We start from the raw sequence: 13,087 nt of genomic DNA on the forward strand, positions 1-13,087 counted from the left end.
GATTTTACGAAAGCGGGGTTTCGTAAAATCCGTCGGTGACGCGAACCCTCAACGCCAGTGCGTACCGCTTCGTCGAGCTCGACGACGTCGCCGGCTGGCGCACCACCATCGAAGCCGAGGCGCGCCGGCGCGGCCTCAAGGGCACCGTCCTGCTGGCCCCAGAAGGCATCAACCTCTCGCTTGCCGGTGCGCCCGACGCGCTGAGCGGCTTCATGACCTGGCTCGGCGCGCACCCGCCGTTCGCGGGCCTCGCCGCCACCGAAACCGAGTCGGACCGGGTGCCGTTCCGGCGCCTTGGGGTCAAGGTCAAGCGCGAGATCATCCGCATGAATCGCGGCTCGATCGCGCCCCAGCGCGGCCGCGCGCCGGCGGTCGACGCCGCCACGCTCGGGCGCTGGCTCGACGCGGGCCTCGACGACGCCGGGCACCCGATCGCGATCCTCGACACCCGCAACGCCTTCGAGGTCGACGCAGGCCGCATCAAGGGCGCGCTCGACTGGCGCCTGGGCCGCTTCAGCGAGTTCCCCGAGGCGCTGGCGGCGAACCGAGCGGCGCTCCGCGGCAAGACCGTGGTCGCCTACTGCACCGGCGGCATCCGCTGCGAAAAGGCCGCGCTCGAGATGGTGAGCGCGGGCCTCGACCGCGTCTACCAGCTCGAGGGTGGCATCCTTGCGCTGTTGCGCGCGAGCGGCAGCACCCACTACGACGGCCACTGCGTCGTCTTCGACGAACGAGGCGCCGTCGACACGGCACTGCGCCCCCGAGGAGCCTCCGATGAGCACCCCAGCGTCACGACTCGAGAGATCGCGGGCCAGCCTGCCTGACGCACGCCCGAGCGGGCCCGCCGCTGCCGAACGGCTGGCGCGGCGCTTTCGCGCGGTGCGCGACCGCACCGTTGCGCTGGCGGCACCGCTTTCCCCCGAAGACGCGCAGGTGCAGTCGATGCCTGACGCGAGCCCAGCCAAGTGGCACCTGGCGCACGTCACCTGGTTCTTCGAGACCTTCATCCTCGAGCGCTTCGAGCCGGACTTCGCGCCGCACGACGCGGCGTTCCGCGTCCTCTTCAACAGCTACTACCACGGGGTCGGCGCGCAGCACCCGCGCGCGCAGCGTGGCCTCGTGACCCGGCCCACGCTCGACGCGGTGCTCGCCTACCGGCGCGACGTCGACGCACGCATGCAGGCACTGCTGGCAGGATCGCTGCCGCCCGACGCCGCATCGGCGGTCGAGGCGCTCGTCACGCTCGGGCTCGAACACGAGCAGCAGCACCAGGAGCTGCTGCTCACCGACATCAAGCACGCGTTCAGCCTCAACCCGCTGGCGCCGGCGTACGCGCAGCGCTGGCCGATCGCGCAGGTGCAACCGGCGCCGCTCGCCTGGTTCGGCTTACCCGGCGGCCTGGTCGGCATCGGACACGATCCGGGGCTCGACGGCGCCTTCGCGTTCGACAACGAGGCGCCGCGCCACCGCGTGTGGCTCGAGCCGTACGAGCTGGCGTCGCGGCCGGCCACCAACGGCGACTTCGCCGCCTTCATCGACGACGGCGGTTACCGCCGGCCCGAGCTCTGGCTGTCGATGGGCTGGGACTGGGTGCAGGCTGGCGCGCGCGCGGCGCCGCTCTACTGGCGTCGCGACGGCGCGCGCTGGCTCAGCCACACGCTGCACGGCGTGGTCGAGATCGACCCGCACACGCCGGTCTGCCACCTCAGCTACTTCGAGGCCGACGCCTATGCGCGCTGGGCCGGCGCGCGGCTGCCGACGGAGGCCGAGTGGGAGCACGCGGCACGCCGGCTCGCCGGCGGCGTGCGCGGCAACTTCGCCGATCGGGGCGCGTACCACCCGCTGCCGCCCGCCGTGACTGGCGATACCCAGCCGGTGCAGATGTTCGGCGATGTCTGGGAGTGGACCGGCTCGGCCTACCTGCCCTACCCCGGATACCGGCCGGCACCCGGTGCCGTCGGCGAGTACAACGGCAAGTTCATGTGCAACCAGTTCGTGCTGCGCGGCGGGTCGTGCGCGACCCCCGAAGGCCACGTGCGTGCGAGCTACCGCAACTTCTTTCCGCCCGACGCGCAGTGGCAGTTCAGCGGGGTGCGGCTGGCGCGCGACGTCGGCTGAGGCCGGCGGCGCCGCCGCCCGCAGCCCGTGCCGCGGTGACGGCGCTGGAGCCGCCGTCACGCCGCCCTGAGCATCAGGCCGCGCGCCGGCGCGCGTCGAGGCTGAAGCGACCCGGTCCCGACGCCGCGAGAACCAGCAGGCCGCCGATCACCGCGATGTTCTTCAGGAACATCAGCTTCTGGATCATCTGCTGCTCGGCCGGCATGGCCCAGAAGTTGTGGAAGAAGAGGCTCGCGACGAGCGTGAACACGGCCAGCGCGAGCGCCGACGTGCGCGTGAAGAGGCCGAACACGATGGCGAGGCCGGCGCCGACCTCGACCACGATCGCGACCAGCGCCGCGACTTGCGGCATGGGCAGACCTTTCGACGCGATGTAGCCGGCGGTGCCGTCGAAGCCGCCGATCTTGCCGAAGCCCGACATCACGAACATCGCGACCAGCAGGATTCGTCCGACCAGCGCGAGCGTGTCGTTCAGCGAGGAGCCGCCGGCGGCGTAGGAAGCGGCGGAGCGGTTGGCGATCGAAGGGTTCATCGAGTTCATGGCACGGTGGCTTGGTTGAGGGAAATCGTGTCGGCCGCCAACGCTGGCGCGGCCGGGTCGGTGCGCTCAGGCGTTGCACGGCGCGCGCCTGCAGCCGAGGCTGCAGGCGCTGCTCAGTGACTCGCCAGATCGAACAGCAGGATCTCGGCGTTGTCGGCCTCTTCGATCGTCAGCGTCGGCTCACCCTCGATCTTGAGGGCATCGCCGGCGCCGAGCGCCTGGCCGTTGACGCGCGCCTTGCCGCGCACGACGTGCACGTAGGCCTTGCGCGCGGGGTCGAGTGCGCGCTCGGTGCGCTCGTCGGCGTCGAAGAGGCCGCTGTAGATCGCCGCGTCGGCGTGGATGGTCACCGAGCCGTCGCGGCCGTCGGGCGAGGCGATGAGGCGCAGCCGCCCGCGCTTGTCGGCCTCGTCGAAGTGCTTCTGCTCGTAGCCGGGCGCGATGCCACGCTCGGTGGGCTGGATCCAGATCTGCAGGAAGTGCGTCGTCGCGTTGGCGGCGTGGTTGAACTCGCTGTGCGTCACCCCGCGCCCGGCGCTCATGCGCTGCACGTCGCCGGGACGGATCACGCCCGGCTGGCCGTTGGGGCCGCCGTTGCCGAGGCTGTCCTTGTGCGCGAGCTCGCCCGCGAGGACGTAGCTCACGATCTCCATGTCGCGTGCGCGCCGAAGCCGCTGCCCGGCGCGATGCGATCCTCGTTGATCACGCGCAGGTTGCCGAAGCCCATCTCCTTCGGATCGAAGTAGTCGGCGAACGAGAAGCTGTGGAAGCTCTTGAGCCAGCCGTGATCGGCGTAGCCGCGGTCGGAAGCGGAACGAAGCGTGACCATGAGAACTCCTGAAGTCGCGATGGCCTCACTGTAGGAGCCGCGAGGTGCCGTGCCGTCGAGGCGACGTGAAGCAAGCGTTCAAATAAGATGAACGCCGTCCCAGGATCCCGATGTCTGCCGGTCGTAACGTCCTCACCCCCGAAGCGCTCACGATGATGGACGTCATCGCGCGCACCGGCAGCTTCGCCGCGGCCGCACGCGCGCTCGGCAAGGTGCCGTCGTCGCTGACCTACAGCGTGCGCCAGCTCGAGGACGCGCTCGACGTGCTGCTGTTCGACCGCCGCTCGGGCCAGGCCCGGCTCACCGCGGCCGGCCAGGAACTGCTCGACGAAGGGCGGCGCCTGCTCGAGCAGATCGACGCGGTTGCCAACCGGGTGCGCCGGGTCGCGACCGGCTGGGAGACGCAGCTCGGCATCGCGCTCGACGGCATCCTCTCGCGGCCGACGGTGCTCGAGCTCTGCGAGGCTTTTTACGCGGCGTGCGCGTCGCTCTCGGGCGGCGCGAGCGGCGCCGGGACCCACTCGACGCGACTCAAGCTGCGCACCGAGGTGCTCGCCGGCACCTGGGAGGCGCTCGTCACCGGGCAAGTCGACCTCGCGATCGGCGTCGGCAGCGATCGCCTGCTGCCGCCCGGCATCCGCCTGAAAGAGCTCGGCAGCGTGCGGTTCGTGTTCGCAGTCGCGCCGCACCACCCGCTCGCCGCCGCGAGCGAACCGATCAGCGACGCCGAGCTCGCGCGCCACCGCGCCGTCGCGGTCGCCGATTCGGCGCAGCGTCTGACGCCGCTCACCGTCAACCTGCTCCCGGAACAGGACGTGCTCACCGTCAGCAGCATGCAGGTCAAGATCGACGCTCAGCTGCGCGGCCTCGGTTGCGGCTTCGTTCCCGAGCCGCTCGCGCGCGTCCACATCGACGCCGGCCGGCTGGTGGCCAAACCGGTGCAGCGCGCGCTGCGTCCGGTGGCGATGGGCTACGCCTGGCGCGCGCCCGAAACCGCCGGCCCGGAAGGCGACCACGCCGGCCTCGGACTCGCGCTGCGCTGGTGGCTCGAGCAGCTCGAGAGCCCGACCACGCGGCGGGCGTTGCTCGAGCGCCACGGCAACCCGGCGGCGCTGGGGCTGGCGTGAGCGGGGCGGTGCCGCGACGCGTGCATCGGCGGCGGCACGCCGCGCCGATCGCCTGCCGACTCTGGGCCGCGGCATGGTGATCGGCCGCTTCGCGCCGTCGCCTACCGGGCCGCTGCACGCCGGCTCGCTGGTCGCCGCCCTCGCCTCGTGGCTCGACGCGCGCGCCGCCGGCGGCCGCTGGCTGGTCCGCATCGAGGACGTCGACCCGCCGCGCGAGATGAAGGGTGCCGCCGAGCTGATCCTGCAGCAGCTCGACCGCTGCGGCCTGCGTCCGGACGAGCCGCCGCTCTACCAGTCGACGCGGGGCGATCACTACCAGGCGGCGCTGGACCGCCTCGTCGAGCAGGGTTGGGCTTATCCGTGCGGCTGCTCGCGCAGCGATGTCGCGGCCGCGCTCACGGCGCGCGGCGAAGCGATCGCCCGCCCCGTCGGCGAGCTCGTCTACCCGAACACCTGCCGTGGCGGGCTCGGCGGCAAGCCGGCACGGTCGTTCCGGCTTCGGGTCGCGCCGACGCCCGGGCCGACGAGCGGCCCCGCATGCGACCCCGTGCCGGTCGCCTGGCACGATCGCCGCCTCGGACCGCAGTGCCAGGACGTCGCGGCTTTCGTCGGCGACTTCGTGCTCCGGCGCGCCGACGGCTTCTGGGCCTACCAGCTCGCGGTCGTGGTCGACGATGCCGCGCAGGGCATCACCGACGTGGTGCGCGGCGAGGACCTCGCCGACAACACGGCACGTCAGATCTTCCTGCAGCGGCGGCTCGGCCTTGCCACCCCGCGCTACCTGCACACGCCGCTCGTCCGCAACCCCGACGGCAGCAAGCTCTCGAAGCAGACCGGCGCCGCCGCCGTCGACCTCGCCGACCCGCTGGCGGCGCTCCGTTCGGCGGGAGCGCGGCTCGGCATCGACGTTCCCGGCACCACGCTTGCCGAGTGGCTCGAGCGAGCGACGGCCGCGTGGCGCGTGCAGTGGCTCGCGCCGATGGCCTGACGCCAAGCCGGGCGCTCGCCTCGGGCGGCGCGCTGCCCTGTCATCATCACGGGTTCCGCACTTCCCACGACAACCATGCAAACGCTCGATTCAGGACTGCAATACGAAGACACCGTGCAGGGCAGCGGCGCGGTCGCGAGCGCCGGCCACAGCGTCGCGGTGCACTACACCGGCTGGCTCTACAACGACGGCGTCAAGGGCGCCAAGTTCGATTCGAGCAAGGACCGCGGCGAGCCGTTCGAGTTCGACCTTGGCGCCGGCATGGTGATCCGCGGCTGGGACGAAGGCGTGCAGGGCATGCAGGTCGGCGGCACGCGCATCCTCGTCATCCCGCCGGCGCTCGGCTACGGCGCACGGGGTGCCGGCCGCGTCATCCCGCCGAACGCGACGCTGATGTTCGAGGTCGAGCTGCTCGACGCCTGAGACGCCCGTGCCGATCCGCTACGACATCACGCACACGACGGTCTACCGCTACAAGCAGCCGGTGACCTTCGGCGAACATCGCGTGATGTTCCGGCCGCGCGACAGCCACGACCTGCGCGTGCTGGCGACCGACCTCGAGGTGAGCCCGCACGCGACGATCCGGCTGATTCAGGACCCGCTGTCGAACTCGGTCGCGCTCGTCCAGCCGACCGAGCCGGCCGACCGCCTCGAGATCGTCTGCACGTTCGCGATCGAGCACGCGCACAGCCTCAACCTCGAGCTGCCGCTCAGCCCGAGCGCGGAGCTCTATCCGTTCGCCTATGCGCTCAGCGAGCGCCTCGACCTCGAGCACTACCTGCGCCCGAACCACGAGGACCCCGACGGCGAGCTCACCGCCTGGGCGCGCCAGTTCATCCGCCAGGACGGACCCACGCACACCCGCGAGCTGCTGATCGAGATGAATCAGCACATCCGCGACCACTTCAAGTACGTCGCGCGCGACGAGGAAGGCACGCAGACGCCCAACGAGACGCTCGAGCTCGGCAGCGGCTCGTGCCGCGACTACGCCCTGCTCATGATGGAGGCGGCGCGCCGCCTCGGCTATGCGACGCGGTTCGTTTCGGGCTACATCTACGACCCCGCGCTCGATGGCGCCGCCGCATCGGGCACGGTCGGCTCGGGGCAGACCCACGCCTGGCTGCAGGTCTACCTGCCCGGGGCCGGCTGGGTGCCCTTCGACCCCACCAACAACCTGCTCGGCAGCAGCCAGCTGATCCGCGTCGGGGTCGCTCGCGACCCCGCGCAGGCGGCCCCGATCTCGGGCTGCTGGTACGGCGAGAGCGACGACTACATCGGGATGGAAGTCAGCGTCGAGGTGACGCAGCGCTGAGGCCGCGCCGGCGGCACGTGCGCGCCGGCTTTCGAGCGCGGCAGCTGAGGAGCCGTACCGGCTCCACAAAGACAAACGGGGGACCGGCCTCTCGACCGATCCCCCGTTCACGCCGGCCTCAGAGCCGGCGTTGCTGACGCTGCTCGCTCAGCGGCCGTAGCCGTCCGAGCGGGCGCGCGGCGCCTTGAAGCCGCCCTTGTCGCCGAAGGCCTTGCGCGGCGCCTTGGCGAAGCCTTCGCTGCGGCCGGCCGGGGCACGGTCGAACGGGCTGCGCGCATCGCGCGCCGGCGCAGCGCCGTCGCGCGTGGCGAACGGCTTCGAGGCAAAACCACGGCCCGGCGCCTTGCCGAACGACGGCCGACCGCCACCCGGACGACGGTCGTCGAAGCGACCTTCGGCACGCGGCGGGAACATCTTCGGCTCGGGCGACTTCGGCTCGAGGCCGACGATCGTCTTGGCCGGGATCGACTGGGTCGTGAACTGCTGGATGCGGCGGATCATCCCGGCGTCCATGCGCTCGGCCAGCGTCACCGCCAGGCCGTTGCGACCGGCGCGGCCGGTGCGGCCAATGCGGTGCACGTAGTCCTCGGCCTTCATCGGCAGCCCGTAGTTGATCACGTGGCTGATCGTCGGCACGTCGATGCCGCGCGCCGCGACGTCGGTCGCCACCAGCACCTTGAGCTGCCGCGAGCGCAGGCCCTGCAGCACGCGGTTGCGACGACCCTGCGGCATGCCGCCGTGCAGCGACGCGACCGCGTGACCCATGTCCGCCAGGCGGTCGGCCAGCCAGTCGGCATCGCGCTGCGTGCTCGTGAAGACGAGCGCCTGCTCCATCTCGCGCTCGGTCAGCAGATGGTCGAGCAGCGCGTTCTTGTGGTTCGCGTTGTCGGCCCAGTGCAGACGCTGCTCGATGTTCTCGTGGGTGTCGGTGTGCGAGGCGACGTCGACGCGCTGCGGGTCGCGCAGCAGGTTCTGCGCGAGACGGCCGACGTGGCCGGCGAAGGTCGCGCTGTACATGACCGTCTGACGCGTCGCCGGCACGTGGTCGGCAATCGTCGTGATGTCGTCGATGAAACCCATGTCGAGCATGCGGTCGGCTTCGTCGAGCACCAGCACCTCGACGTTCTCGAGCACCGCCTTGCCGGTCTGCAGGTGGTCGAGCAGGCGGCCCGGGGTCGAGATCAGGATGTCGAGGGGACCGCGCAGCGCGGCGATCTGCGCCGGATACGGCACGCCACCGACCACCGTGGCGACGCGCAGGCCGGGCACGTGGCGCCCGTAGATGCCGGCCGCCTTGGCAATCTGCATCGCGAGCTCGCGGGTCGGCGTGAGCACCAGCACGCGCGGGCCGTAGATCACGCCCTTCTCGCGGCGCTTGGCGTTGTCGCCGCGCGCGGCGAGCACGCGCTCGAGCGCCGGCAGGATGAACGACGCGGTCTTGCCGCTGCCGGTGCTGGCCGAGACCATCAGGTCGGCGCCGGTGAGCGCGAGCGGGATGGAGCGGGTCTGGACCTCGGTCGCGGCGGTATAGCCCGCATCGGCGACGGCCTTGACGAGGGCCGGGTTCAGGCCGAGGGTATCGAAACTCATGAGTCTTCTTTCTTCATGCGTGCACGCCCCCGCGGCCGAGCCGCGCGGGAAGCGCACAGCCGGCGCGGAGATCGCGCCGACCCGGTCAGTCGCTGGAGGAGAACGCCCGTGGCCGGCCCAGGGCGGGCGGCATCAGGAACGGTCGAAGCGACGGCATCGCCGCCGACCGTCCCGAGGGATCCGGGCTGCGCCGCTGAGCGTCCGGATGGACGTGGCCGCGACCCGATGAGGTCAGAGGGGATGAACGAGTTGCCGCGCTGTTCTGCGGCAAGCCCACGATTATATCCGAGATCGGGTTTTCCCGTGTCCCACGGACTCGAACGAACTCAGAGTCCGAGTTCGTCGCTGCCGGCCGTCGGCACCGCGAGCAGGTGCTCGCGGTAGTACGCGAGCTCGTCGATCGACTCCTCGATGTCGGCGAGCGCGGTGTGCGCCTGCGCCTTCCTGAAGCCCGCCAGGATCTCCGGCTTCCAGCGCTTGGCGAGCTCCTTGAGGGTGCTGACGTCGAGGTTGCGGTAGTGGAAGAACGACTCGAGCTGCGGCATCGTGTTGGCGAGGAAGCGCCGGTCCTGGCAGATGCTGTTGCCGCACATCGGCGACTTGCCCGCCGGCACGTACTGCTTGAGGAACTCGATGACCTGACGCTCGGCGCTCGCCTCGTCGACGGTCGACGCCTTGACGCGATCGATGAGACCGCTGCGGCCGTGGGTGCCCTTGTTCCATGCATCCATGCCGTCGAGCACGGCATCGCTCTGGTGAATCGCGAACACCGGGCCACGCGTGCGCCGCCCGAGTTGCGCGTCCGTGACGACGACCGCGATCTCGATGATGCGGTCGCGATCCGGGTAGAGGCCGGTCATCTCGAGGTCGATCCAGATCAGGTTTTGGTCGTCGAGGGTCAGTTCGTTCGTGCTCATGGGTGCTCCTCGGCCGATTCTCGCAGGGACGCTGCCGGACGGCATGTGCTGCGCCCCGCCCGGCCCCACGCCCGCTCGCCCGCAGCACCGGTCCTACACTGCGCGCGATGACCGCCGACACCTTCACCCTCGTTTTCGCCGTCTCGCTGGTGCTGTCGCTGGCGCTGCGCTTCTGGCTGTCGGCGCGCCAGATCCGCCACGTCGCACGGCACCGCGACACGGTGCCGGCGGCGTTCGCCGGCTCGGTGTCGATCGAGGCGCACCGCAAGGCCGCCGACTACACGATCGCGAAGGCCCGCTTCAGTCAGCTCAGCATGGCCTTCGGTGCCGTGGTGCTGCTCGGCTGGACCCTGTTCGGCGGTCTCGACGCGCTCGACCGCTGGCTGCGTGGCGTCGTCGTTCCGCTCGCCGGCAGTCGCGCCTACGAGGTCGCGCTCGTGATGGCGGTGGTCGCGATCGGCGCGCTCGTCGATCTGCCGTTCGAGATGTGGAGCACGTTCCGCCTCGAGCAGCGCTTCGGGTTCAACCGCATGACGTGGCGCCTCTATCTGAGCGACCTCGTCAAGGGCGCCGTCATCGCCCTTCTGATCGGCACGCCGATCGCCGCGGCGATCCTCGGCATCATGGCAGCGGCCGGGTCGCTGTGGTGGCTGTGGGCTTGGATCGCCTGGACCGTGTTCATGGTGCTCGCGCTGGTGGTCGTGCCGACCTTCATCGCTCCCCTCTTCAACCGCTTCGAGCCGCTCGCCGACGCGAGCCTCAGGGAGCGCGTCGAGGCGCTGATGGCGCGCGCCGGCTTCGCGGCCAAGGGCCTCTTCGTGATGGACGGCAGCCGGCGCTCGGCGCACGCCAACGCCTATTTCACCGGCCTCGGCCGCGCCAAGCGCGTCGTCTTCTACGACACGCTGCTGGCGCGCCTGGTGCCGGCCGAGGTCGAGGCGGTGCTCGCGCACGAGCTCGGCCACTTCCGCTTGCGCCACATCGGCAAGCGCATCGCCAGCACGCTGGCGATCAGCTTCCTCGGCTTCGCGCTGCTCGGCTGGCTGGCGTCGCGCAGCTGGTTCTACGCCGGACTCGGCGTCGCGCCGAGCCTGAGCGGCGTCAACAATGCGCTCGCGCTGGTGCTCTTCATGCTGGTCGTGCCGGTCTATGGCGTGTTCCTGTCGCCGCTGCTCTCGGGCCTGTCGCGCCGCCACGAATTCGAGGCCGACGCCTACGCCTCACGGCTCGCCGACGGCGGACAGCTCGCCTCGGCGCTGCTCAAGCTGCACGCCGACAACGCCACCACGCTCACGCCCGACCCGCTGGTCGCCCGCTTCTATTATTCGCACCCGCCAGCGGCCGAGCGCCTTGCTGCGCTCGCGGCGGCGACCGCGCACTGACCGGAGGAACCGCGATGAATCTGCTCGAACAACGCTGCCAGGGTGCGGGCGTGTCCGCGATGGCCGAGAGCGACGTGCGTCGTCACCTGTCGCAGGTGAGCGGCTGGCAGCTGATCGGCGGCGCGATCGAGAAGACGTTCCGTTTCAGGGACGATCTCGAGACGCTCGCCTTCGTGAATGCGCTCGGCTGGATGTCGCACGTCGAGGACCACCACGCCGAACTGCGCGTCACGTACGACCACTGCGTGGTGCGCTTCAACACGCATTCGGTTGGCGGGATCTCGCTCAACGACTTCATCTGCGCCGCCAAGGCCGACGCGCTCGTCGCGTTCGCCGCCTGAGCTCGCTGGGCTCGATGCGCGGCGACGCCCCGGCTTGAGCAACGACCCGGCCCTGCAGCGCGGGCGCGTGGTCACGGGCCACGGCCGCCACTACGTGGTCGAGGCCGGCGACGGCAGCCGCATCACCTGCCACACGCGCGGCAAGAAGAGCGACTGCGTAGTCGGCGACCTGGTGCGCTGGCGCGCCAGCGGCGACGAGGGCGTGATCGAGAGCGTCGAGCCCCGCCGCAACCTGCTGCACCGGCAGGACGAGTGGAAGACCAAGTCGTTCGCCGCCAACATCGACCAGCTGCTCGTGGTCGTCGCGGTCGAGCCGGTGTTCAGCGAGTCTCAGCTGGCACGCGCGCTGATCGCCGCCGAGCGCGCCGGCATCCCGTCGCGGGTCATCCTCAACAAGCGCGACCTGCCCGGGTTCGAGGCGCAGCGGCGCCGCCTCGACCCCTACGTGGCGATGGGCGTCGAGGTGCTCGAGCTGACGCTCAAGCACGCGCCCGACGAGGCACGTGCGCGCCTCGCGCCGCTGCTCGACGGCCGCGCCACCTTCGTGCTCGGGCCGAGCGGCGCCGGCAAGAGCACGCTCGTCAACCTGCTGGTGCCGGGCGCGCGCGCGACGACCGCCGAGATCTCGCACGCGATGAACACCGGGCGCCACACGACGACGACTACCGAGTGGTACTGGCTCGACGCGGCCCGCAGCTCGGCGCTGATCGATTCGCCGGGCTTTCAGGAATTCGGCCTTCGCCACATCGACCCGCAGGAGCTCGCCGGGCTGATGCCCGACATCCGCGCACACGCCGACTGCCGCTTCTACAACTGCACGCACCTGCACGAGCCGGGCTGCGGCGTACGCGCCGCGGTCGAGGCCGGCGCGATCAGCGAGTCGCGCTATCGCATCTACCGGGAGATCCGCGCCGAGCTGGCGCCGGGCTGAGTCAGCCGACGAGGTGGGCGAGCGACAGCAGCGCGAGGAGCAGCATCCAGAGCACCACCGAGCGCCAGACGAGCCCGACGATGCTGCGCAGATGGCCGAGCACCGGCGGCACCCCACCCGTCGAGCCATCGGCGTCGGCGTAGCCGGGTGGCGCGCCCGATTCGAAGGTCTTCGAGCGATCGGGCGTGAGGCCGGGCGCGGAGCCGCCGCCCAACTGCACGCCGACCGCACCGGCGGCCGCCGCGAGGATCACGCCCTCGTTCGGGTACTTCCAGAGCATGGCGTCGCGGCGCCAGCAGGCGACCGCCTCCTCGAAGTTGCCGACGATCGCGAAGCCGGCCGCCGTGAGGCGCGCCGGCACGTGATCGAGCGCGTTGAAGAGGCGCAGCGAGAGGTCCATCAGCCGCACGTTGAGCGCCACGCCTGCGGTGTTGCTCTTGTAGGTCCAGTACCGGCTCGCGAACTCGGCCATGCGGTAGAGCACGGCACCGGCGGGCCCGAAGCCGAGCGTCGACAGCACGACGAACCAGAAGAACACGCCGAACACGTGGCGGTGCGCGGCGAGCAGCGAATGCTCGATCACGTGACGCAGCAACTCGGTGCGCGGCAGGTCGCTGGCGTCGAGATGGCGCCACTGCGCGAGCAGGCGCCGCGCCTCGTCCTCGTCGGCGCGTTCCAGGGCATCGCGGATGTCGGTGAAGTAGTGGCTGAACTGGCGAAAGCCGAGCGTCACGTAGAGCACGACGACGTCGAGCAGCAGCCCGAGCACGCCGCTCACGCGGTTGAGCGCGACGAAGGCGACGCCGACGCCGAGCGTCGGCACCAGCGTCGAGACGCACCACACGACCCAGGCGTGGCTGTCGCGACCGGCGTCGAAGTTTCGCGCGGTCCAGCGCATCCAGCTCGTCATCGCGTCGTGCACCACGTTGCTGCGCGGCAGCGGCTTGACTTGCTCGAGCAGCAGCGCGAACAGGACGGCGAAGAAGCTCATCGCAAAGATGATAGCGAGCG

At 71.0% G+C, this 13,087-nt stretch carries 13 protein-coding genes and 1 pseudogene; 9 read left to right on the top strand and 5 right to left on the bottom strand.

The genetic code is table 11. The annotated features are described in order from the left end of the window. The first annotated feature begins 35 nt into the window (after positions 1–35). Positions 36–824 carry a sulfurtransferase gene (locus HQN59_RS15170; RefSeq protein ID WP_176069966.1) on the top strand — a complete coding sequence of 263 codons (789 nt, stop codon included), beginning with the start codon at positions 36–38 and terminating at the stop codon, positions 822–824. Further along, the gene (gene egtB, locus HQN59_RS15175; RefSeq protein WP_176069967.1) at positions 775–2,118 is read left to right on the top strand and encodes an ergothioneine biosynthesis protein EgtB; all 1,344 of its coding nucleotides are present in this window, start codon (positions 775–777) and stop codon (positions 2,116–2,118) included. The genes HQN59_RS15170 and egtB overlap by 50 nt, the downstream gene beginning before the upstream one ends. 73 nt (positions 2,119–2,191) lie before the next feature. On the opposite strand, the gene HQN59_RS15180 is transcribed toward egtB, so the two are convergent. After that, on the bottom strand, positions 2,192–2,659 hold the full coding sequence (locus tag HQN59_RS15180; protein ID WP_246294942.1) for a DoxX family protein: 468 nt from the start codon (positions 2,657–2,659) through the stop codon (positions 2,192–2,194). Positions 2,660–2,772: 113 nt separating this feature from the next. Continuing rightward, a pseudogene (locus HQN59_RS15185) lies at positions 2,773–3,488 on the bottom strand (pirin family protein). A gap of 110 nt (positions 3,489–3,598) precedes the next feature. Between HQN59_RS15185 and HQN59_RS15190 the strand changes: the two are divergent. From HQN59_RS15190 to HQN59_RS26835, 4 genes are all read left to right on the top strand, one after another. After that, positions 3,599–4,615, top strand: a complete 1,017-nt coding sequence (locus tag HQN59_RS15190; RefSeq protein WP_176069968.1) for a LysR family transcriptional regulator — start codon at positions 3,599–3,601, stop codon at positions 4,613–4,615. A gap of 73 nt (positions 4,616–4,688) precedes the next feature. After that, a complete protein-coding gene (gene gluQRS, locus HQN59_RS15195) occupies positions 4,689–5,603 on the top strand; it encodes a tRNA glutamyl-Q(34) synthetase GluQRS (protein WP_176069969.1) in 915 nt (304 codons plus the stop codon). Positions 5,604–5,678: 75 nt separating this feature from the next. Continuing rightward, entirely contained in the window at positions 5,679–6,026 is a 348-nt protein-coding gene (locus HQN59_RS15200) for an FKBP-type peptidyl-prolyl cis-trans isomerase (protein WP_176069970.1), read from the top strand. A gap of 7 nt (positions 6,027–6,033) precedes the next feature. Next, entirely contained in the window at positions 6,034–6,915 is an 882-nt protein-coding gene (locus HQN59_RS26835) for a transglutaminase domain-containing protein (RefSeq protein WP_176069971.1), read from the top strand. 147 nt (positions 6,916–7,062) lie between these two features. On the opposite strand, the gene HQN59_RS15210 is transcribed toward HQN59_RS26835, so the two are convergent. Both HQN59_RS15210 and orn read right to left on the bottom strand, forming a co-directional pair. Then, entirely contained in the window at positions 7,063–8,505 is a 1,443-nt protein-coding gene (locus tag HQN59_RS15210) for a DEAD/DEAH box helicase (protein ID WP_176069972.1), read from the bottom strand. Positions 8,506–8,831: 326 nt separating this feature from the next. Then, positions 8,832–9,422 (bottom strand): oligoribonuclease, encoded by a 591-nt coding sequence (gene orn / locus HQN59_RS15215; protein WP_176069973.1) that lies wholly within the window; start codon positions 9,420–9,422, stop codon positions 8,832–8,834. A gap of 107 nt (positions 9,423–9,529) precedes the next feature. Here orn and HQN59_RS15220 point away from each other — a divergent pair, with 107 nt between their 5' ends. From HQN59_RS15220 to rsgA, 3 genes are read left to right on the top strand one after another with little or no spacing between them, the layout of a single operon-like run. Beyond that, positions 9,530–10,804: a M48 family metallopeptidase gene (locus HQN59_RS15220; RefSeq protein ID WP_176069974.1), complete on the top strand. Its 1,275-nt coding sequence runs from the start codon at positions 9,530–9,532 to the stop codon at positions 10,802–10,804. 14 nt (positions 10,805–10,818) lie between these two features. After that, positions 10,819–11,145, top strand: a complete 327-nt coding sequence (locus tag HQN59_RS15225; RefSeq protein WP_176069975.1) for a 4a-hydroxytetrahydrobiopterin dehydratase — start codon at positions 10,819–10,821, stop codon at positions 11,143–11,145. 34 nt (positions 11,146–11,179) lie between these two features. Further along, positions 11,180–12,076, top strand: a complete 897-nt coding sequence (gene rsgA, locus HQN59_RS15230) for a ribosome small subunit-dependent GTPase A (RefSeq protein ID WP_246294943.1) — start codon at positions 11,180–11,182, stop codon at positions 12,074–12,076. Position 12,077: 1 nt separating this feature from the next. Here the strand turns inward: rsgA and HQN59_RS15235 are convergent, their stop codons facing one another. Further along, positions 12,078–13,067 carry a CobD/CbiB family protein gene (locus HQN59_RS15235; protein WP_176069976.1) on the bottom strand — a complete coding sequence of 330 codons (990 nt, stop codon included), beginning with the start codon at positions 13,065–13,067 and terminating at the stop codon, positions 12,078–12,080. Positions 13,068–13,087 lie beyond the last annotated feature (20 nt).

The sequence above is a fragment of the Rhizobacter koreensis genome (genome assembly GCF_013366375.1).
In the GTDB taxonomy this organism is placed as follows: domain Bacteria; phylum Pseudomonadota; class Gammaproteobacteria; order Burkholderiales; family Burkholderiaceae_C; genus Schlegelella_A; species Schlegelella_A koreensis.